The sequence below is a fragment of the Methylotuvimicrobium sp. genome (genome assembly GCF_050611805.1).
GTDB lineage: Bacteria > Pseudomonadota > Gammaproteobacteria > Methylococcales > Methylomonadaceae > Methylotuvimicrobium.
Map to the genome: position 1 here is coordinate 160,639 of NZ_JBNGHF010000003.1, position 21,511 is coordinate 182,149.

Consider the following 21,511-nt stretch of genomic DNA (forward strand, 5'->3'; position numbering starts at 1 on the left):
TTACTGTACACCATTCGGCGTAATGCTAAACACCCAGAGCACTTTCATTATCCGAAAAAGAACAGTTGGAGTGTATTGTAGACCGTTCGTGCTGAGCCAAGTCGAAGCATTAAGGTTCTACAACACTTTCACAGGTTTGGTGAAGAATTCTTACAATCGGGTAAATCGAGTGGCTTTCATTAACCGAAAAGTCGGTGTACTATCGCGGATATATCGAAAAGGAGACGCTTATGTACGTATTTCCTGAAATGGGTCGCATCATTATTGTCGCGCTAATGATTGTCATTCCCGTGATGTTGATTTACCGAAAAGCCGGCTTTCATCCTGCCTGGGCATTACTGGTTTTTTTACCGGGATTCGGCTTACTGCTGATTTTTTTACAATTAGCCTTATTGCCATGGCCTAATCAAAAAACAAATGATAGGAGCTCATGATGGAAGTTTTTCTAATCACGCTAATGGTGCTCTTGGTTATGTGGCTAGGCACGAAAATCATGGACAAAGCCGGACTACACAAAGCTTGGGTTTTATGTTTATTGGTCCCGATCGTTAACATCTTCATGATATGGGTTTTTGCTTTCTGTCATTGGCCCAACTTAAAAGAAGATGTTAAACAAGATCTATAACCCTAAAAAGACAAACGGCATGTATTGTAGACCTAAAACAAAAAATCACTGCAAGCGATAAGTTGATTCGACCGCCGCTTCTCGTAAACCGATTTCCTCCTCAAAATCAGGCATATCCGGCAAACGTTCAAAAATCGGCACAGGATCGCCATCGAGATCGGTAAGCGCTTTTATCAAAACCGTTTCATTCAACTCAGGAATCACCCCATTATTCGCTTTGGCAATGAGCTGCATTGCTGTATCGAGGCGCTGTTCGAAAGTCGTTTCAACACCCTCTAAATCCGGATGCGCCTCAATATAAAGATGATTATCGAGCCAACCCGTTTTAATCTGTTGTTGCACGATTCGAACGGGCGTACCGACTGAAACCGAATGATATAACTGTTCGATATCTTCGGGATACATGCGAACACAACCATGAGTAATTTGCATGCCGATACCGTAAATCTTATCGATATCGGTACCGTGAATCCGATACTCCCCCTTTAAAGCCAAATGCAAGGCATAAGCACCCAAAGGATTATGCGGCCCCGGAGGCACCACGGTCGGCAGCGGATCGCCCATCGCCGCATGTTCCCGGCGAATCGACTCCGGAGGATACCAAGACGGATCTTTAACTTTTTTGACGACTTTGGTTAAACCCAACGGCGTCTGCCAATCCTGACGCCCGACGCCATGCGCAAACGACATTACCGTACGCGGCATACCTGCTTGAGCCGGCGGATAATAATACATGCGATATTCGGCAATATTCAGTACAATACCTTCATGCGGCGTATCGGGTAGCACACGACGATTAGGCAAACGCACAACCTCATCTTGTTTGACCGACCAACGATCCACATCTTGATTTAGGCGCACAATTTCCACCTGACCCAACGAAAAGCGCCGCGCTATATCTAATAAAGTCTCATCCTGGTTAGCGCGAGTAAAAGGAAAATCGTCGGCATGCTCGGTAACCACATTATCGTTAGGATCTTCCGGCCAAGAATAAGTTACAGCATGAGCACTGCCCAAGAACCCCACAACCAACAAAGCGAATAATACGCGCGTATTCATCAAATTCACTATCTCAACAGCAAAAGTATATCTACAAAATTGCCGAATTAAGCACCCGGCGAAATAACTCAATCATTACACCGAACGCTTTAAATAAATCTGTATTAAAACGCAAACGGCCTATCTAACTCAAAACGATAACGGCGCAAAGAGGATCGGCGCGTATTCTATCAAAGGATTCAAAAAAATCATTTTATTTCAACTAGATTCGCGAACCAATATTGTCTATCCTACCCGTCTATATTGCCGGGGTCATTTACAGAAATGATTTTGGCGTTAAAACCCTAATTTCCAAACTCTAAATTGGGCGTATCCCATTTAGAAACACAAACATCATTCAAGATTGCGGGCAATTCGGCTGGATCTTTCACCACAGCATATTGCCAAAGCCCAAAATTACCGGATTGATTGACTGCATCAACCCAACGCTCAGCGACCTTGGCCTTAATATCAGCGTTGTCATTGTATTGGCCTTTAGTTTCAATAATCAAGGTTAGGCCAATATCCAACTCAACTATAAAATCCGAAATATAAGTCGATGGCACACCGTTTTTTCGGTAGGAGAACCGGTCATCCGTCGGTGATGCCACTCGGTTCAAAATCAACCATGCAGAAACATCCCCATGACAGTCGTTTTCCCGGTTCCTGTCGCCATTTTGCAGGCATAACAGATAAAACGCCAATAACTCTTTGGTCACTGCCGATGCACCATCATACGGAATGCCGGTTATGGCTCCGCTACGCCATTCCGTTATACGCTTGCGCAACCAATTCACAATGGATAAATCTTCCTGCTCGCCTACAGCCAAGTCGCCCTGTAGGCTCATCTGTTTCTTGTTTTTTTACCCCGACCTGAACTTTCCGGCACGCGATCATAATAACTAGCAGGTCGGCGGCCCTGGGCTTTTGAAGGCTATTTGCCATGCTCAATAAACCAATGCTGCTTAGGTTCGGTAAATGGCGAATTGATGATCGGGCTTTGGACTTCGTTGGTCATGGTCATTAATATATCAATGCGACGAGGCTAAAACAGCTTCTTGAAAGGGGCGATAAGCGATGATTTGGGTGCCATGAAACGGATTAAGAATAAGCAAATCCTCGTCCCCGGTCACTAAATAATCGGCACGGCCTGAAACCGCCAAATCCAGCAGAAAATTATCTTTCTTATCCCGGCAATCGTCAAAACGTCTACTGATTTCAACCCACTCCACGCGATCATAAAGCAAGGCAATCAGTTCTTCGATGGCAGCGTCCGAGAAATACTTTTTGAATTTAGGCCGGCGCAATACCCCAATTAGTTCAGCAAACAGCTGCTCGCTAAACAATATCGTGATACTGTTGGAAATGAGTGCATCCGTCAGACCAGCCAGTGATTTGCCAATTAAAAAGCTGATCCACAAATTGGTATCAATTATTACGCGCATCGAAATTTGCTTGTCTAACGGCTTCCACTTCGGCAGTTATCTCATCCAAGGTTAATTCATCGGTTTTGACCCGCGCTAAAAACTGCTTAAAACGGTTAGGAAAAGTTTCATTTTCCAACAGCCGAAATAGCTCCATTTTTTCGCTGACATCGCACTGCTCAATGGCATTTTTAAGTTGGGTAAAATCTATTGATACTGAAATGCTCATCGCTCACCTCGCATAATGTTAATTAGGTTTCTTATCATGCCACATCCCTGATGACCATCAACTCGTTGCCGCGTTCATCGATTACTTTCACGGCAATGCGTTTATGCGGACCCAATACGAAGGGTTCGCTTTCCACCCCGGCCAAATGCTCCCATACCGAATCGTTATACCGACCTTTCAGGGATTTTTGCAGATTGTCCCACGCAGAAGTTTTCGGAAAAAACACCTGACGCGCACAAAAGCTCATGCCGTTGTAGTCAGTGTCCAACATTATAATGGCCCCCAAAAACTGAACAACTAATTAAGGTAGTAACCTGCATGTATAAACCCGAAAAGTGTAGAGGAAAACCATGCAGAGAAAGAAACACAGTGCCGAATTTAAAGCCAAAAAGTGGCGCTAGAAGCCTTAAAAGGCGATAAGACCATCAATGAGATCGCCGGCGCGCACCAGGTCCACACCGAAACAGGTGTCGAACTGGAAAAAAGAAGCGCAAGCCGGGCTGGTCGAGTGCTTTACCGTTAAACGAGGCCAAAAGAACCGGCAACATGAAGCCGACCAGGAAGCGCTGTATAGCCAAACCGGGCGGTTTAAAGTCGAGTTGGACTGGCTTAAAAAAAGTCCGGGCTGTCCCTGTAAGCGAACGGCGCCAGTGGCTGGAACCGGTCCCGGAACCCTCATTGAGTTGTCAGTGCGCGTTAACCGGCGTATCGCGTAGTCGCTATTACTACCGGCTATCGTTCCTACGCTCCGGAGCTCGCCGTTATACACAAGTACCGGTAAAGGTGCTGAACAGAGTTTATCGAATACCTGGGAACGGTACTGTTTGAAAAATCAATGGATATTGAAAGTCAATGACTTCGAAAATCGCGACGAAGGCGTCGCTCCCACAAAGGGTCGGATGCTCTGTGGGAGCGATCCCCAGATCGCGATTTCGAAGCCTAGTGTGTTAAGCGACAATCAATGGTATCGAGGCCTCATTGGTTAAGATTGCAAAAGTGTAATTCAAGACTTATGTATAACGATGAGCGCAGAGCATGGGACCGAGAATGGCCGTGGGGCTGAAAGCTTACAAAGTATATCTACAAAATTGCCGAATTAAGCACCCAGCGAAATAACTCAATCATTACACAGAACGCTTTAAATGAACCTGTTTTAAAACGCAAACAGCCTATCAAACTCAAAAACAATTACGGCGCAAAGACGATCGGCGCGTATTCTACCAAAGGATTCAAATAATCATTTTATTTCAACTAGATTCGCACTATTTTCTTCCATTTTTTATGTGGAATCGACTACTTTCGACAATTCATTGAAGAGCATTTACTTGGCTGCGTAGGGGAGTGAACTGGTATGGACTTTGCCGCTCTTTTTTTGATTGCATTTCTAAGTTGTCTGTGCGGCAGTGAACGATAGATGCCCGCTTCTTCAGCTATATCCAAGTTTTTAAGCTGCCTGTGCGGCAGTGAACTATTTCTTAAATAACTATCTACTAAATCTTTATTTCTAAGCTGCCTGTGCGGCAGTGAACGATTCCCAGGGCTCTACTGGGACAAAAAAACTTTCTAAGCTGCCTGTGCGGCAGTGAACGCGTAGGCGATCTTCAGGCAATCAAGTCGGTCTTTCTAAGCTGCCTGTGCGGCAGTGAACGTACATCCCGTTGTCGGATTCCATGTTTGCTCTTTCTAAGCTGCCTGTGCGGCAGTGAACCGAACTGCGCCGCCGCTGTTGGCGTTCGCTTATTTCTAAGCTGCCTGTGCGGCAGTGAACTTACGCCGTAAGAAGCCGACGCTCTATTTCGTTTTCTAAGCTGCCTGTGCGGCAGTGAACATGCAATCCGACCCGCCGATCGATGACGGCGTTTTCTAAGCTGCCTGTGCGGCAGTGAACACATTTACCGGCGTCAGCGCGCCGGCCGGGCTTTTCTAAGCTGCCTGTGCGGCAGTGAACGCACTCCTTTAATCTCGCCTAATTCCCAACTATTTCTAAGCTGCCTGTGCGGCAGTGAACTGCAATTTCACCAAAGCGGCATTTTTCCGGTCTTTCTAAGCTGCCTGTGCGGCAGTGAACAATAAGCAATGCTTTTGAAGAATACGGCCTATTTTCTAAGCTGCCTGTGCGGCAGTGAACTGATCCAGGTTTTGAAAGCGACAGCATTCAAATTTCTAAGCTGCCTGTGCAGCAGTGAACTGTAAACTTTTTTCTCAAAAAAAGCCCTGAAATTTCTAAGCTGCCTGTGCGGCAGTGAACGTCTTGAAGCACCGCCTCCGGCACTTCCATGCTTTCTAAGCTGCCTGTGCGGCAGTGAACAGACCGGCCAGCTCGGAACGGCTCAACCAATCTTTCTAAGCTGCCTGTGCGGCAGTGAACAGACCGGCCAGCTCGGAACGGCTCAACCAATCTTTCTAAGCTGCCTGTGCGGCAGTGAACGACGATTCCGGTCACACTGAAAGGCGCGGCCGTTTCTAAGCTGCCTGTGCGGCAGTGAACCCTGACCGAATCTGTGCCGCTGACAACGTACTTTTCTAAGCTGCCTGTGCGGCAGTGAACACAACGGCGAGCCTAACGAGGTCAAAGTGGATTTTCTAAGCTGCCTGTGCGGCAGTGAACGTAGAGCGGCAATTTCGATAATAAGATCAGGATTTCTAAGCTGCCTGTGCGGCAGTGAACATTTGTGGGATAAAAAGCACGTTGGTATTGAATTTCTAAGCTGCCTGTGCGGCAGTGAACCATTGCGGCACGGCATCCGTGCGAGTCGTGGATTTCTAAGCTGCCTGTGCGGCAGTGAACGAACACCCCTCTAGGCCGCGTGGTTCCTGGCTTTTCTAAGCTGCCTGTGCGGCAGTGAACTTGGAACAATCCGCGCGTTAGAAGTTACGCACTTTCTAAGCTGCCTGTGCGGCAGTGAACCTCTCGATGTTCCGATTATTCAATGCTTTGGCTTTCTAAGCTGCCTGTGCGGCAGTGAACAAAAAGAAAAAGTAATACTAAGACAAGGGTAATTTCTAAGCTGCCTGTGCGGCAGTGAACTTATTCTTCAATGTGGCTTGAGCCTCACGACTTTTCTAAGCTGCCTGTGCGGCAGTGAACCCGAGCCAACCGCTCCCGACCCCGGCGGAACTTTTCTAAGCTGCCTGTGCGGCAGTGAACATTGACCGTTTGACATTAAACAAATGGTTCGCTTTCTAAGCTGCCTGTGCGGCAGTGAACCCGAGTAAGGCGGCCCACAATTCATTACTGGATTTCTAAGCTGCCTGTGCGGCAGTGAACTCTCGCCGCTTTGGGTGTCGTGTAATGGGGCATTTCTAAGCTGCCTGTGCGGCAGTGAACGAATACCGCTTCAAAGCTTTACCCCGACGCCTTTTCTAAGCTGCCTGTGCGGCAGTGAACTTCGGGATAAAATTTAAACACCGGGCCAGGCCTTTCTAAGCTGCCTGTGCGGCAGTGAACCCCGCATCAATCGCCGCTTTCGTAGCGTTCGTTTTCTAAGCTGCCTGTGCGGCAGTGAACAAACGGCGCATTTTGGCGGTTTGCAGACTTGCTTTCTAAGCTGCCTGTGCGGCAGTGAACCACTTATACAATACCGAATCGAAATTTTTTAATTTCTAAGCTGCCTGTGCGGCAGTGAACCCGAGCCACCAGCCCCCGACCCCGGCGGCTCTTTTCTAAGCTGCCTGTGCGGCAGTGAACATCCTGATAAGGGCGGCATTGTCCCGGTTGTTTTTCTAAGCTGCCTGTGCGGCAGTGAACGATTATCGCCCAGCAATACAATTTGAACCCGTTTTCTAAGCTGCCTGTGCGGCAGTGAACGGTGGCTTTTGTTTATCACGACTTAATTGAGTTTTCTAAGCTGCCTGTGCGGCAGTGAACAATATCGAAACACATATTAAATATTTATTAGATTTCTAAGCTGCCTGTGCGGCAGTGAACTCCTAATCGTCGGGGCGGGTATTTTTGTGATCTTTCTAAGCTGCCTGTGCGGCAGTGAACAACGCCCAGTTTATAAGATCGACGAAATACTGTTTCTAAGCTGCCTGTGCGGCAGTGAACTCTATATTTCTTGGGGCTTATACGACTCGTGTTTTCTAAGCTGCCTGTGCGGCAGTGAACTTGGGCGAGAGAATCAACGCGCATATCAGAAATTTCTAAGCTGCCTGTGCGGCAGTGAACACGCTTACGCCCTGGAAATTATCCACGCCATCTTTCTAAGCTGCCTGTGCGGCAGTGAACGTTACTGCCACACACCAGTATCAATCGTCGGTTTTCTAAGCTGCCTGTGCGGCAGTGAACGCCTCATGTTTGCCCCGATGGTTCTAGTGTTCCATTTCTAAGCTGCCTGTGCGGCAGTGAACTGTGATTTTTTGACTATTTCGCCGATTTCCTTTTCTAAGCTGCCTGTGCGGCAGTGAACAATACAAGTGGCAGGAATTGGCAAACCAATCTTTTCTAAGCTGCCTGTGCGGCAGTGAACTTTGTCCCCAGCCGCCTCATGTTTGTCCTGATTTTCTAAGCTGCCTGTGCGGCAGTGAACATTTCACACGCTTGCAAAGCACCGAAAGTCCCTTTCTAAGCTGCCTGTGCGGCAGTGAACGCTGGCACTCATCAACCACAAGCATTGAACCTTTTCTAAGCTGCCTGTGCGGCAGTGAACCAGATGACTTATACTGATCAAATACAGAAGAATTTCTAAGCTGCCTGTGCGGCAGTGAACTATCCGGTTGAAATTAATTATAATGTGCCGGATTTTCTAAGCTGCCTGTGCGGCAGTGAACTTTCGATTATTCCGAGTCAAAAGTACATGAATTTTCTAAGCTGCCTGTGCGGCAGTGAACAAGCAACACTGGGATTTGATACTTCTCGTTCATTTCTAAGCTGCCTGTGCGGCAGTGAACGCTTGATTATTCGCTTTCCACGAGAACCATTCTTTCTAAGCTGCCTGTGCGGCAGTGAACGAAGCAACACTGGGATTTGATACTTCTCGTTCATTTCTAAGCTGCCTGTGCGGCAGTGAACCCGTGGTGACTATACCAAAGATTAATTAAATCTTTCTAAGCTGCCTGTGCGGCAGTGAACATTAAGGTTACTTCTGTAGGACGTAAGCAGTTTTTCTAAGCTGCCTGTGCGGCAGTGAACCGCGGATCATCAACGAGCATCCTCAGTTCGACTTTCTAAGCTGCCTGTGCGGCAGTGAACAATGACCCATCCTGAATAATTCCGCCAACAACTTTCTAAGCTGCCTGTGCGGCAGTGAACGGAAATATCAGTATCGAAACGGTCGGTAAAATTTTCTAAGCTGCCTGTGCGGCAGTGAACATCGAGTGTTCCCGCGTAGAAAAAGCCGGGATTTTCTAAGCTGCCTGTGCGGCAGTGAACCCGGGTCGACGTTGATTGCCGTCGATCGCATTTTTCTAAGCTGCCTGTGCGGCAGTGAACATCGAGTGTTCCCGCGTAGAAAAAGCCGGGATTTTCTAAGCTGCCTGTGCGGCAGTGAACACAGAAATTTTGCCGGTATTCGAATCGCCATCTTTCTAAGCTGCCTGTGCGGCAGTGAACAAGGGCAATGCCGAAACATTACCCCAACTCACTTTCTAAGCTGCCTGTGCGGCAGTGAACAGGTAAGTTATGAGTGATTACCGGGAGTATCTTTTCTAAGCTGCCTGTGCGGCAGTGAACTCAAGCTCGATCACGGCAACATTGCCGCTGCCTTTCTAAGCTGCCTGTGCGGCAGTGAACGCTGAGCGCGCGGGCGGCCATGTTACGCTCTCTTTCTAAGCTGCCTGTGCGGCAGTGAACGCACCTGATCGAGCCTAAGCCCGGACGCGGCGTTTCTAAGCTGCCTGTGCGGCAGTGAACACTTCTTCAGTATTAATAGAGTCCAGCGCTTCTTTCTAAGCTGCCTGTGCGGCAGTGAACTTCGACTCGGTACCGACGCGAATGGTAGTCCCTTTCTAAGCTGCCTGTGCGGCAGTGAACAATTGACTGCTGAACTCAGAAACAAAAGAGGCTTTCTAAGCTGCCTGTGCGGCAGTGAACCTTTAATGTAGCCTGCGGTGCGTTTGTCGATTTTTCTAAGCTGCCTGTGCGGCAGTGAACTGACCTGCGCCGCGTTGAACATAAAACCGCCATTTCTAAGCTGCCTGTGCGGCAGTGAACCGCGGAAATCGTTGGGCATTGACGACCCGACATTTCTAAGCTGCCTGTGCGGCAGTGAACGCTTTTTCTTTGATTTCGATGACTTTGTCTTTTTTCTAAGCTGCCTGTGCGGCAGTGAACAACTAGTACATTCCAGACTCGTTTATAAAAACTTTCTAAGCTGCCTGTGCGGCAGTGAACAACTTTCAGCAAATCGGGGTCGTGTAATTGCTTTTCTAAGCTGCCTGTGCGGCAGTGAACGTTCGGCGATATCGCGCAGGGGACATCCTTTTTTTCTAAGCTGCCTGTGCGGCAGTGAACCTGAACAAAAACGCCCGTTTTTCATCTGTTTCTTTCTAAGCTGCCTGTGCGGCAGTGAACAATCAGGAAAATCGTCATGTCTACACCCAGTTTTTCTAAGCTGCCTGTGCGGCAGTGAACCAAATTATTGACCGCCAGGGTTTTGAATCTCTTTTCTAAGCTGCCTGTGCGGCAGTGAACGGTTTGCGCGGCGGCATCGGGGCGCTCGTCCATTTCTAAGCTGCCTGTGCGGCAGTGAACACGCAGGCGGATTGATCGTCGGCATGCTTTCCTTTCTAAGCTGCCTGTGCGGCAGTGAACGTTTACCGAGATTTCGATTGATACACCTTTTTTTTCTAAGCTGCCTGTGCGGCAGTGAACTTTACGATAAGCTTTTTCAAACACATCTCTTGTTTCTAAGCTGCCTGTGCGGCAGTGAACCGTAATAGTCGAGCAGTTGTTTAGCGGCCATATTTCTAAGCTGCCTGTGCGGCAGTGAACCCTAAAAAGTTACATCGTGAGCCATTGGGCAATTTCTAAGCTGCCTGTGCGGCAGTGAACGCATCGTTGCCATGTTTATCGCACAGGCGCTTTTTCTAAGCTGCCTGTGCGGCAGTGAACATCACCGGCCGCATTAAAACCGCACGGATGATTTTCTAAGCTGCCTGTGCGGCAGTGAACTCTTCTGCGGTTGGCCTTGTCTTTGGCCGGTATTTCTAAGCTGCCTGTGCGGCAGTGAACTTGGTTCGAATGTCCGTGCCGTCAAGCCCCAGTTTCTAAGCTGCCTGTGCGGCAGTGAACAAACGCCAGGGCAGAGGTATTGGCTCGCCATATTTCTAAGCTGCCTGTGCGGCAGTGAACCTTGCCATGTCCGCCGATCGGCTTTGCGGTTCTTTCTAAGCTGCCTGTGCGGCAGTGAACGATGATTCAGCGGCCCAACGAGGCCAAGCGGCTTTCTAAGCTGCCTGTGCGGCAGTGAACCACACATTCCCTTCACTCCGGCAAACGATCCATTTCTAAGCTGCCTGTGCGGCAGTGAACGGCGGAGGAATTCACCGCCAAACACGATATCTTTTCTAAGCTGCCTGTGCGGCAGTGAACAGCTTGCCTATATGCAAAACGGTTTTTTGTTTTTTCTAAGCTGCCTGTGCGGCAGTGAACATGCGACACTGCATCGTGAAATCTATTTGCTATTTCTAAGCTGCCTGTGCGGCAGTGAACGTATGATGCAATATGTAACAGGCACTCCGCGAGTTTCTAAGCTGCCTGTGCGGCAGTGAACAGCTCAGGAAATGAGACTAAATCCACCAACCCTTTCTAAGCTGCCTGTGCGGCAGTGAACTTACCAAAAGCATGATGTATCGGGCGCTCAAATTTCTAAGCTGCCTGTGCGGCAGTGAACGAAACAACGCCTGATGATATTAGAAACTTTGATTTCTAAGCTGCCTGTGCGGCAGTGAACCTATCGCCAGGCGCTCGACAGCAATTGGGCTATTTCTAAGCTGCCTGTGCGGCAGTGAACTTTATCGATTGTCTCAAATACTGCAAACTCAATTTCTAAGCTGCCTGTGCGGCAGTGAACGGACGCCGGCGGGCGTTGATCGCCCTCCGCTTTTTCTAAGCTGCCTGTGCGGCAGTGAACGTAGGCATAAAAAAACCGCCAGGCTTTCGGGTTTTCTAAGCTGCCTGTGCGGCAGTGAACTCATAAATGATTCTAATCAATTAATAGGGGTTTTTCTAAGCTGCCTGTGCGGCAGTGAACTTCACACCAGGGAAAGTTTACGCAGAACCCTGTTTCTAAGCTGCCTGTGCGGCAGTGAACAACCGGTTGAGGCGCAATGGCATCGTCGGCCGTTTCTAAGCTGCCTGTGCGGCAGTGAACATATCGAAAAAGATTAAAAGCGGGGGGGCGGCTTCTAAGCTGCCTGTGCGGCAGTGAACTTCGCGAACGATGACAGGCGAGAACGTGTGAACTTCTAAGCTGCCTGTGCGGCAGTGAACCCGAAAAAACGACTCAGCAGCGAAACCGCCGACTTCTAAGCTGCCTGTGCGGCAGTGAACGTGGAGTGAGAAACCGGCCTACAATGCCGTATCTTCTAAGCTGCCTGTGCGGCAGTGAACATTGACGAACTACCGGAACATCTCGCGGCAATCTTCTAAGCTGCCTGTGCGGCAGTGAACAAGAGACTTCGGGAAAAGGCGGATAGGATGCGCTTCTAAGCTGCCTGTGCGGCAGTGAACTTGTTCTACACATTATCCATTTCAGTCCATAGCTTCTAAGCTGCCTGTGCGGCAGTGAACCATTTTGTTATCAAGATGCGTTGCCAGCCAGCCTTCTAAGCTGCCTGTGCGGCAGTGAACGCGCAACCGATTGCAATGCCCGTGGGACTACTCTTCTAAGCTGCCTGTGCGGCAGTGAACCCCTAATCATCTACCACGCAAACTGCCTAGACCTTCTAAGCTGCCTGTGCGGCAGTGAACTCGCGCGGGTTCTGTTTGCGCGTCAACGCCCACTTCTAAGCTGCCTGTGCGGCAGTGAACCCGGCGCTGAATAGCGTCGTCAATGCCGAATCCTTCTAAGCTGCCTGTGCGGCAGTGAACAAATGGTTTGACCGCCAAGGAACGCCGGTATTCTTCTAAGCTGCCTGTGCGGCAGTGAACCTGAACTTCGTGCTATCCGGCACGCCGGCATCCTTCTAAGCTGCCTGTGCGGCAGTGAACGCTCTATGCGGTCTACCGCTCCCGCGACAAACCTTCTAAGCTGCCTGTGCGGCAGTGAACCCTGAATTTTACGGAACGGCGAAAATTTAAACCTTCTAAGCTGCCTGTGCGGCAGTGAACGCGCTCAAAAGCATAAACCAAGATATAGAACTCTTCTAAGCTGCCTGTGCGGCAGTGAACGGTGCCTGGGCAGTGGCTGACCTCGATCAAGGCTTCTAAGCTGCCTGTGCGGCAGTGAACAATCGCAGCAATTCGCCGATCGCCGCGTGATACTTCTAAGCTGCCTGTGCGGCAGTGAACATCAATTGGCGGCCGCGCGGCGATGGCGCGGACTTCTAAGCTGCCTGTGCGGCAGTGAACCATATTCCGTAGCGATGCGGTAAAAATCGTCCCTTCTAAGCTGCCTGTGCGGCAGTGAACGGCTCCCTTGCCGACGCCGATGCTACCTTTACCTTCTAAGCTGCCTGTGCGGCAGTGAACCGGGAAAAATCTGTTTAGTCCATGTTATGAAACTTCTAAGCTGCCTGTGCGGCAGTGAACCTCAACGGAAACTCCGAGCCGATACTCGCGATCTTCTAAGCTGCCTGTGCGGCAGTGAACGGACATGAACTTATCCTGGCAGCTATTGCAATCTTCTAAGCTGCCTGTGCGGCAGTGAACCATTGAAATGGATACTCGACGTGTCGACGCCACTTCTAAGCTGCCTGTGCGGCAGTGAACCGTCCCAGGGCTGCATGATTATATTTCTCGACGCTTCTAAGCTGCCTGTGCGGCAGTGAACATGAAAGCAATGCCGAATACGCTCCAAACTTACTTCTAAGCTGCCTGTGCGGCAGTGAACAATAGCCGGATTCGATATTGCCGGAACCTTCACTTCTAAGCTGCCTGTGCGGCAGTGAACATTGTGCGGTGCCGGAGGCTGACCGCGCGGCGCTTCTAAGCTGCCTGTGCGGCAGTGAACCGAAGATTTTGCGGCATCATCCCGCTTGGCGTCTTCTAAGCTGCCTGTGCGGCAGTGAACGCGGACGATATCCGCTTATCGATGATGGGCGCCTTCTAAGCTGCCTGTGCGGCAGTGAACACTTTTACCCGATTCGAGTCTAAACCGTAATCCTTCTAAGCTGCCTGTGCGGCAGTGAACCCGCCGTGATCGACAACCGATTCCATTTCCCGCTTCTAAGCTGCCTGTGCGGCAGTGAACTTTGTCCCATGCCGCAATAATATGCCGCGTCGCTTCTAAGCTGCCTGTGCGGCAGTGAACACCGCGTGGTTATAAAGCCAGCTCTTCGAGTTCTTCTAAGCTGCCTGTGCGGCAGTGAACCGATGCCAAGTTGTTGTATAAATCCGCTGGTCCTTCTAAGCTGCCTGTGCGGCAGTGAACATTAACCCACTGAGCCAACCCCAATGCGAGAACTTCTAAGCTGCCTGTGCGGCAGTGAACTATGAAGCAGAAGAAGAGCTGAAAGAATTGCACTTCTAAGCTGCCTGTGCGGCAGTGAACTTTCTTCATCCTTTCAAGCACTTTTACCGCGTCTTCTAAGCTGCCTGTGCGGCAGTGAACTACGGCCATAACCGAGGCCACGGTTAGCAATTCTTCTAAGCTGCCTGTGCGGCAGTGAACGGTATTAAACAATATTATTCGCAAGAACAAATCTTCTAAGCTGCCTGTGCGGCAGTGAACCTGTCGGTATTACCGCCGCGGCTTTTAATACCCTTCTAAGCTGCCTGTGCGGCAGTGAACGATGCAAATATCTATTGGCTGCACATATTGCCCTTCTAAGCTGCCTGTGCGGCAGTGAACGAATTCGACATGAAGCGCTCCGGAGCGGTCATCTTCTAAGCTGCCTGTGCGGCAGTGAACGAAGTCAAGTATGATGTCGAGTTTAAGTGGGACTTCTAAGCTGCCTGTGCGGCAGTGAACCGTTGATTAACCACTTCAGTTCGTATCCCGTGCTTCTAAGCTGCCTGTGCGGCAGTGAACTTGGCAATCGGCTTCGTACTTTTTCGTCGGGACTTCTAAGCTGCCTGTGCGGCAGTGAACTCAGATATGGCATGCCGTTCGACGACAAGTATCTTCTAAGCTGCCTGTGCGGCAGTTAACGGGAATTTCTGATATCAGTTGTTGCGCATCGACTTCTAAGCTGCCTGTGCGGCAGTGAACGGAAGAATGGAACTACATCGATCAAGCGGTTACTTCTAAGCTGCCTGTGCGGCAGTGAACACGTATTGTGACTTGCATTGGACAACGCCTTTCTTCTAAGCTGCCTGTGCGGCAGTGAACGGGAACAGCATCACAAGCGAAAACCGCCTAAGCTTCTAAGCTGCCTGTGCGGCAGTGAACGGTCAGGACAGCCATTGATTAGTGTTGATGGTCTTCTAAGCTGCCTGTGCGGCAGTGAACACGGCACTTTATGGCCGGCGACTATTTCCATTCTTCTAAGCTGCCTGTGCGGCAGTGAACTGCCGACGCTTGATAAAACGCCGTTCATTATCCTTCTAAGCTGCCTGTGCGGCAGTGAACTGCGGCTGAGGTATTTGCTCAATTTGTAATTTCTTCTAAGCTGCCTGTGCGGCAGTGAACCTTTCGCACGGGGTGCCGAAAATCCTGCTCTGCTTCTAAGCTGCCTGTGCGGCAGTGAACGGGTAGTGTCATGTGTCGCGCCTAGTCGCATCCTTCTAAGCTGCCTGTGCGGCAGTGAACCTGTGCCGTCATTCACCGTACCCGCAGCCGTTCTTCTAAGCTGCCTGTGCGGCAGTGAACACCGCCATCCCTAGATTGATGCTACACATTCACTTCTAAGCTGCCTGTGCGGCAGTGAACTCGATCGTCGAAAACCGCTCATCCCAGTGCTTCTTCTAAGCTGCCTGTGCGGCAGTGAACAGATGAAGCCATGCGATTTCCTCGTCGGGTTTCTTCTAAGCTGCCTGTGCGGCAGTGAACTGCGGGCCTCTTAATTTGGAGGAAGTCTACGCCTTCTAAGCTGCCTGTGCGGCAGTGAACGCCGTAATCAGTGCCGTGCTTAAATCGTTTGTCTTCTAAGCTGCCTGTGCGGCAGTGAACGAATTAACGATCGTATTCAAACCAATTGCTAACTTCTAAGCTGCCTGTGCGGCAGTGAACGCACGACGACAAACCGATACCGGGACACTGGCCTTCTAAGCTGCCTGTGCGGCAGTGAACGAAATTACGGTTAGTATGGTTTCTCTGCGTTTCTTCTAAGCTGCCTGTGCGGCAGTGAACGTGTCACGCACCTTTCCTGTGGCATCTCGCCCCTTCTAAGCTGCCTGTGCGGCAGTGAACCGCCATCATGCGCATCGCGTAAAAGATCGAACCTTCTAAGCTGCCTGTGCGGCAGTGAACTTTTTCATTTTCAAAACCTCTTAAATAACAACCTTCTAAGCTGCCTGTGCGGCAGTGAACATTTTCGCAGCGCAAACAGGACACGACCAGACCTTCTAAGCTGCCTGTGCGGCAGTGAACGGACGCGATTAACGAACGAACATCATTAACTTCTTCTAAGCTGCCTGTGCGGCAGTGAACTCTGTACAAGTTGATGAAACAAATGACTATCACTTCTAAGCTGCCTGTGCGGCAGTGAACAATTATTCACTTTTGAGTCGTAAAATCCAAACCTTCTAAGCTGCCTGTGCGGCAGTGAACAGCCGCCCGGATCGCCGGCAGCGCTACGCAGCCTTCTAAGCTGCCTGTGCGGCAGTGAACCTAGGTATCAGCGAATGATCGATCGGGTGATCGCTTCTAAGCTGCCTGTGCGGCAGTGAACATATAGCTTTCCGTCAGTTGACCGCAATTTGACTTCTAAGCTGCCTGTGCGGCAGTGAACCGTTTAATGATCCGGCTCCATGTTCTTACTCTCTTCTAAGCTGCCTGTGCGGCAGTGAACATGAACTTAATATCGAAAGCGCTTTGCGTCAACTTCTAAGCTGCCTGTGCGGCAGTGAACGGTGAGATGTATCCGCGGATGAGTACAGGCGATCTTCTAAGCTGCCTGTGCGGCAGTGAACAACCATCAGAACAATGAGCTACATCATCTGATCTTCTAAGCTGCCTGTGCGGCAGTGAACCACAGTTGGCGTGATGTTGAACAACCGATAATCTTCTAAGCTGCCTGTGCGGCAGTGAACTGCACACCCAAATAGCGCTGCCCTTTCGGCAACTTCTAAGCTGCCTGTGCGGCAGTGAACGCTGTTCCGGCGATAGATCGTCTATCGGTGAGCTTCTAAGCTGCCTGTGCGGCAGTGAACGCGGTATGGGAAGTGGCCGAAGGTGCGCTGACCTTCTAAGCTGCCTGTGCGGCAGTGAACACGTCGTCTTTTGCAATGATGCGCTGGCATCCCTTCTAAGCTGCCTGTGCGGCAGTGAACGTGCTGCCGGTGCTGCCGGTGCTGGTGCCGCTCTTCTAAGCTGCCTGTGCGGCAGTGAACGTCGCTTGTTCATCGCGCTGTTTGATCGCGGCCTTCTAAGCTGCCTGTGCGGCAGTGAACATTGCGGCATCGATCGAGCCACGTTTATTCCGCTTCTAAGCTGCCTGTGCGGCAGTGAACGCCACGTGACAACTTTTAGCTGTGCTGTAGTCCTTCTAAGCTGCCTGTGCGGCAGTGAACTTAACTCGTTGCGTGATCGTGTTGAGCCTGTTCTTCTAAGCTGCCTGTGCGGCAGTGAACTTAACTCGTTGCGTGATCGTGTTGAGCCTGTTCTTCTAAGCTGCCTGTGCGGCAGTGAACGCTGTAAAGACGCGATAATATGTTTTCCGATACTTCTAAGCTGCCTGTGCGGCAGTGAACGTTCTGACCCTCCAGGCGGTCTAAATGCTCCTCTTCTAAGCTGCCTGTGCGGCAGTGAACTCACATCGATTATGTCTGTTGATACCGAAACCCTTCTAAGCTGCCTGTGCGGCAGTGAACTTTCACCAAAGCGGCCATTCCGGTCGGTCGCTCTTCTAAGCTGCCTGTGCGGCAGTGAACATTAACTTCTGTTGGTCGTAAACAATTGGAATCTTCTAAGCTGCCTGTGCGGCAGTGAACCACCCAGATTTTGCGTTACAAACACGATGTCACTTCTAAGCTGCCTGTGCGGCAGTGAACTAGTATGCGATTGATACAACGTATAAATTTCGCTTCTAAGCTGCCTGTGCGGCAGTGAACCTGATCGAGCATGCCTTTCAGACCGACAAGCACTTCTAAGCTGCCTGTGCGGCAGTGAACATTTTAACCATTGCCTGCTCTTTTTTATCGTTCTTCTAAGCTGCCTGTGCGGCAGTGAACGTTCAACTGTTCTGTTGTTAGTTTTTTCTGGTCTTCTAAGCTGCCTGTGCGGCAGTGAACAGCACTGATTTAATATCATTACTTTCGAGTAACTTCTAAGCTGCCTGTGCGGCAGTGAACATCAAGACTCCGCCTTTTCTGAAGGCACCGGCCTTCTAAGCTGCCTGTGCGGCAGTGAACTTTCGGGTTCGGATTGATGTTCGCTTGCTTGACTTCTAAGCTGCCTGTGCGGCAGTGAACGTTGGTTTCACGCAACAAGGCCGGGTCGTTGCCTTCTAAGCTGCCTGTGCGGCAGTGAACCGCCTGAATCATCAAACCTTCTTCAATCGAACCTTCTAAGCTGCCTGTGCGGCAGTGAACCGCGAGCGCAGGGCTCAAACAACATGAGCATCCTTCTAAGCTGCCTGTGCGGCAGTGAACACTTGTTGATACGTTCAATCATTGACTCCTTACTTCTAAGCTGCCTGTGCGGCAGTGAACTTGATGCGCCGGTGCTTTTGGCGTAGCCAATACTTCTAAGCTGCCTGTGCGGCAGTGAACTCGTTATGATCGACGACAACGCGCAGCTAATGCTTCTAAGCTGCCTGTGCGGCAGTGAACATTTCAGCATGTCCGGCAGTTGCTTTTGCTCGCTTCTAAGCTGCCTGTGCGGCAGTGAACACGCGATACGCATTCCAGGTTTTTGTAATGCACTTCTAAGCTGCCTGTGCGGCAGTGAACATGTACCAGATTGATCAGCGCGTCGCCTTCGTCTTCTAAGCTGCCTGTGCGGCAGTGAACGGTCTGAGCCCATCAGCTCGTAAAGCGCTTGACTTCTAAGCTGCCTGTGCGGCAGTGAACATTTACAAATCCGAAACGCGAAACGGATATCACTTCTAAGCTGCCTGTGCGGCAGTGAACTGTAGTATAAAGCGCAAAAAAATAATGGCAACAGTTACTTATTCGCATATAACCGTTTTAACCATTATTTTTCGTTGTTTTATAACTATTTGATTTTTCTATATTGTTAAAGAGCCTAATTTTTTTGGGTCTAATCGTTTAATTTTCAGTATCAAGCAAATAATCAGCCAACAACTCCCTCGCCCATTCCGGAATCGTGTCCTGCATCAACTCGGTTTTCCCTTTGCGAATCATCGCAACTTGTTTAAACGGATTGTCCGCACGAGAATTATCTAACAGATAGACTTGATCGCATAGCGGTAAGGTTTGCTTGATAAGCTTTAACAACCTTGGCAATCGGCTTCGTACTTTTTCGTCGGGAACGGAATGCCCGCCTTCGCTAACCCGCTGAGAAATTCGCGCTTGATTCAGCGATACGCTGCCCAAATGAATAAAGACCAAAATAATTTCATAGCCCAATGTTTTTGCTTGGGCAACAAAATCGATCTTCGAGGGGTGTGAGAATACGGTTTCAAAACAAAAACTGCGTCCTTCCGACAATAATTGCGAGCGCAGTTGCGCGGCAATCATCGCCGCGTCATAGCTGTGCGCTTCCGGTGCAAGGGGATAGAGGTGTTTAGCCAAAATATCGGCATTAACGAATGGAATGCCGTGCTTTGTTAGCTGAGTTTGATAAAACGTGCTCTTTCCGGCACCATTGCCGCCCGCGAGCAACCAAAGCTGTTTCTTGATCATTCAGACAGGGGTTCAGTAATTTCGACAAATTCGCCGTCAATAAACTGGCCGATCCTGACTTGACCCTTGCGGTCGATTTGTTCCAAACAGCCGGGGTATTCGATGGACGCTTGATAGCTTACCGGACTGGATGTAACGCGCTGAGCCAAGCTTCCCGCCGCGCGCTCATCCTCTAGCGTTTGAAAGACCGAAGCCGGATCGACCGGTTTACCGTATATTGGTACCAATTCGAGTTTTGCCACGCCTGCCGCGATGGCCGCCAAATCGTCCGGGTCCAACAACGCCGAAACAGTGCGCCCCATTTCCGCCCAATATTCGATTTGTTCGGCGGTGCTCCGATGAAAACGTTTTCCTGTTAATTCCGCCGCGCTCATCAATTCCTTTTGCAAACGAATCGGCGATGCTGCTTTAGCCATTATTCACCTCATTAAGTAAATTAAACAGGTCAATTGTAGCTATTTGCTACAATTGACCCAAATAGTTTACGCGTTAATTCCTCAAAAAAGCGGTACGGGACAATTACTGCTCAAACCGTAAGAACTGAATGCGACCGAGCTGGGGGCTTCGTCAGTTTCTTCCATAGCGATAAATAATGGATAACGATTGCCGTTGGTTTGACTATTGAGGAAGATGAAAGGCAATTGGCTTCTGCGCTCCTCTTTTTCAGCAAAAAAAGCCAGAGCCTGCTCACCGGAAATGTCCATTTTGTTAGCCCTTCGTCTCGCTAAGCGTTCGTGATTACTTTTGACTTGTTCTCGTTTGAAAAAGGCGTAGCCGGTGATTTTATCGGCAGGCACTTCTTTGATGCTGGTTCGATGAGCATAGTCGCTCAGTCGATCGAAATACTTATCCAGATTCAAAGTTTCCAAGTCGGACTTATCAAAAGCCAACAAACGGAGTTTGTTGCACAAGCTCCGGCCTTCCTGATTATATTTTGGAAAAGAAACTCCAACTTTGGATTTGCCGTCTTCCAATCGTTCCACCAGAGCCAAATGAAGTTGTTGATAGAGCTTTTCCCAGATGAAGTAAAGCGGGACTTCATCATTGGGTATTAAAGTTATGTCGAGATAGTATTTCATCACGAGCCCTTTTCACTTTCTCTGCTGAAGACTCCTCCACGTATAAGATTGGCAACCACATAATTTTTTTGATTTTCTTCAATTGAGTCTTTATTTAACCAATCCAGCATTAAGGTATATAAATCAATTTTGCTTTTTCTATGTGCCTCTCCTCTTTGAGTGACAGCCCCAAAAGGCTCTGCCGCGATAGGAAATTCGGCATTTTCGTACCAGTCATCGACCGTGCGCAAAGCATTGCCGATTTTTACGTTATGAATGGCGGCAGTATCTTCAAGTTGAAATAAAACTTTTTTCTTTTCTCCCATGTTCATTTCCTGGGAAGGAAATACATGCTGTCCGTTACCGAGTTTTACATAGGCATCTATTTCTAGCAGCACAAAGTTACCGTTATTCCCAAACCCTTCCTTGATCTTATTCGAGAGTGTTTGCAGCTTTTCGCAATCTTTGTTTTTGTCGAAATCGTTTAATGAATAATCATAAGCGTTAAAGGTTATAGGTTTCTCCAGCCCTTTGAAACTGGCGTTAACAATGATTTGCTCGGCACAGACCCTGTTCCGCCACAAGAAACGTCCATTGGCGATATTGTAGGCATAGCGGAATGCCAGCGCCGAAAAGTCATTGCTTGCTTCTCGAAAGGCCTTTACTTTTTCTAAGATCAGCTTTTCAAAGGCTGGATCATTGCAGGCATAGGGTTTTCCGATATTACCAACAATACGCAGGGTAAAGCTGACTTTCAACGTATCCTTATCATGAGGTAAGTTGGCATCGTCATTATCCGAAGCCACGGGGTTCGGTTTGGACATGTCATCAGGTTTTGTACCGTGCGCACTCTGTGTAGAACGATTCAGCCGTTTCGTAATTCGGATCGGTTGCCAATGATCTTTTTTACCTTGTTTTGGTTCATCATTTTCGATGGGCTCGTTCCAGCAACCTGCAAACATTAACGCATCTGAGGGCTCCAATTTTCGTTCAAACGACAATAGGCTGGGTAATTTAATTTCAGTCACTTTTAACTCCTTGGTTTCAAAATGAATTATCGATTAGATA

The 21,511-nt window shown here is 49.3% G+C and carries 12 protein-coding genes and 1 CRISPR repeat array; of the genes, 3 read left to right on the forward strand and 9 right to left on the reverse strand.

Annotated features, from left to right (window positions below):
- The first annotated feature begins 230 nt into the window (after positions 1 to 230).
- Together ACRJJO_RS02980 and ACRJJO_RS02985 are read left to right on the forward strand one after the other, a co-directional pair.
- The gene (locus tag ACRJJO_RS02980; protein ID WP_017840345.1) at positions 231 to 434 is read left to right on the forward strand and encodes a hypothetical protein; all 204 of its coding nucleotides are present in this window, start codon (positions 231 to 233) and stop codon (positions 432 to 434) included.
- On the forward strand, positions 434 to 625 hold the full coding sequence (locus ACRJJO_RS02985; RefSeq protein WP_046061028.1) for a hypothetical protein: 192 nt from the start codon (positions 434 to 436) through the stop codon (positions 623 to 625). The genes ACRJJO_RS02980 and ACRJJO_RS02985 overlap by 1 nt, the downstream gene beginning before the upstream one ends.
- A gap of 45 nt (positions 626 to 670) precedes the next feature.
- Here the strand turns inward: ACRJJO_RS02985 and ACRJJO_RS02990 are convergent, their stop codons facing one another.
- The 5 genes from ACRJJO_RS02990 to ACRJJO_RS03010 all read right to left on the reverse strand — a co-directional run bounded on the left by ACRJJO_RS02990 (position 671) and on the right by ACRJJO_RS03010 (position 3,587).
- Positions 671 to 1,684 carry a L,D-transpeptidase family protein gene (locus ACRJJO_RS02990; RefSeq protein WP_431064453.1) on the reverse strand — a complete coding sequence of 338 codons (1,014 nt, stop codon included), beginning with the start codon at positions 1,682 to 1,684 and terminating at the stop codon, positions 671 to 673.
- 284 nt (positions 1,685 to 1,968) lie between these two features.
- Complete coding sequence (locus ACRJJO_RS02995; RefSeq protein WP_431064454.1) at positions 1,969 to 2,511, reverse strand: hypothetical protein; 543 nt, start codon at positions 2,509 to 2,511, stop codon at positions 1,969 to 1,971.
- A 183-nt stretch (positions 2,512 to 2,694) separates the two neighbouring features.
- Positions 2,695 to 3,084, reverse strand: coding sequence for a putative toxin-antitoxin system toxin component, PIN family (locus tag ACRJJO_RS03000; RefSeq protein ID WP_216844489.1), 390 nt, complete (start codon positions 3,082 to 3,084; stop codon positions 2,695 to 2,697).
- A gap of 7 nt (positions 3,085 to 3,091) precedes the next feature.
- Entirely contained in the window at positions 3,092 to 3,316 is a 225-nt protein-coding gene (gene vap15, locus ACRJJO_RS03005; protein WP_125218902.1) for a type II toxin-antitoxin system VapB15 family antitoxin, read from the reverse strand.
- 34 nt (positions 3,317 to 3,350) lie between these two features.
- The gene (locus ACRJJO_RS03010) at positions 3,351 to 3,587 is read right to left on the reverse strand and encodes a hypothetical protein (protein ID WP_431064455.1); all 237 of its coding nucleotides are present in this window, start codon (positions 3,585 to 3,587) and stop codon (positions 3,351 to 3,353) included.
- Between the two features lie 157 nt (positions 3,588 to 3,744).
- Between ACRJJO_RS03010 and ACRJJO_RS03015 the strand changes: the two genes are divergently transcribed.
- Entirely contained in the window at positions 3,745 to 4,032 is a 288-nt protein-coding gene (locus ACRJJO_RS03015) for a hypothetical protein (RefSeq protein WP_431064456.1), read from the forward strand.
- Positions 4,033 to 4,697: 665 nt separating this feature from the next.
- Positions 4,698 to 18,650: a CRISPR direct-repeat array (repeat unit 28 nt; unit sequence TTTCTAAGCTGCCTGTGCGGCAGTGAAC).
- Between the two features lie 138 nt (positions 18,651 to 18,788).
- Here ACRJJO_RS03015 and ACRJJO_RS03020 read toward each other — a convergent pair.
- The 4 genes from ACRJJO_RS03020 to csy3 all read right to left on the reverse strand — a co-directional run bounded on the left by ACRJJO_RS03020 (position 18,789) and on the right by csy3 (position 21,471).
- Complete coding sequence (locus ACRJJO_RS03020) at positions 18,789 to 19,385, reverse strand: AAA family ATPase (protein ID WP_431064457.1); 597 nt, start codon at positions 19,383 to 19,385, stop codon at positions 18,789 to 18,791.
- Positions 19,382 to 19,801 carry a TA system antitoxin ParD family protein gene (locus ACRJJO_RS03025; protein WP_431064458.1) on the reverse strand — a complete coding sequence of 140 codons (420 nt, stop codon included), beginning with the start codon at positions 19,799 to 19,801 and terminating at the stop codon, positions 19,382 to 19,384. Before ACRJJO_RS03025 ends, ACRJJO_RS03020 begins: the two co-directional genes overlap by 4 nt.
- 81 nt (positions 19,802 to 19,882) lie before the next feature.
- Complete coding sequence (gene cas6f, locus ACRJJO_RS03030; protein WP_431064459.1) at positions 19,883 to 20,464, reverse strand: type I-F CRISPR-associated endoribonuclease Cas6/Csy4; 582 nt, start codon at positions 20,462 to 20,464, stop codon at positions 19,883 to 19,885.
- Entirely contained in the window at positions 20,464 to 21,471 is a 1,008-nt protein-coding gene (gene csy3, locus ACRJJO_RS03035; protein WP_431064460.1) for a type I-F CRISPR-associated protein Csy3, read from the reverse strand. Before csy3 ends, cas6f begins: the two co-directional genes overlap by 1 nt.
- Between the last annotated feature and the right edge of the window lie 40 nt (positions 21,472 to 21,511).

What these genes read in the sequence shown, in the direction of transcription:
- ACRJJO_RS02985 (WP_046061028.1), top strand. Translation starts at nt 434, where the DNA reads ATGGAAGTTTTTCTAATCACGCTAATGGTGCTCTTGGTTATGTGGCTA.
- ACRJJO_RS02990 (WP_431064453.1), bottom strand. Translation starts at nt 1,684, where the DNA reads ATGAATACGCGCGTATTATTCGCTTTGTTGGTTGTGGGGTTCTTGGGC.
- ACRJJO_RS03015 (WP_431064456.1), top strand. Translation starts at nt 3,745, where the DNA reads ATGAGATCGCCGGCGCGCACCAGGTCCACACCGAAACAGGTGTCGAAC.
- ACRJJO_RS03010 (WP_431064455.1), bottom strand. Translation starts at nt 3,587, where the DNA reads ATGTTGGACACTGACTACAACGGCATGAGCTTTTGTGCGCGTCAGGTG.
- ACRJJO_RS03020 (WP_431064457.1), bottom strand. Translation starts at nt 19,385, where the DNA reads ATGATCAAGAAACAGCTTTGGTTGCTCGCGGGCGGCAATGGTGCCGGA.
- ACRJJO_RS02995 (WP_431064454.1), bottom strand. Translation starts at nt 2,511, where the DNA reads ATGAGCCTACAGGGCGACTTGGCTGTAGGCGAGCAGGAAGATTTATCC.
- ACRJJO_RS02980 (WP_017840345.1), top strand. Translation starts at nt 231, where the DNA reads ATGTACGTATTTCCTGAAATGGGTCGCATCATTATTGTCGCGCTAATG.
- vap15 (WP_125218902.1), bottom strand. Translation starts at nt 3,316, where the DNA reads ATGAGCATTTCAGTATCAATAGATTTTACCCAACTTAAAAATGCCATT.
- ACRJJO_RS03025 (WP_431064458.1), bottom strand. Translation starts at nt 19,801, where the DNA reads ATGGCTAAAGCAGCATCGCCGATTCGTTTGCAAAAGGAATTGATGAGC.
- cas6f (WP_431064459.1), bottom strand. Translation starts at nt 20,464, where the DNA reads ATGAAATACTATCTCGACATAACTTTAATACCCAATGATGAAGTCCCG.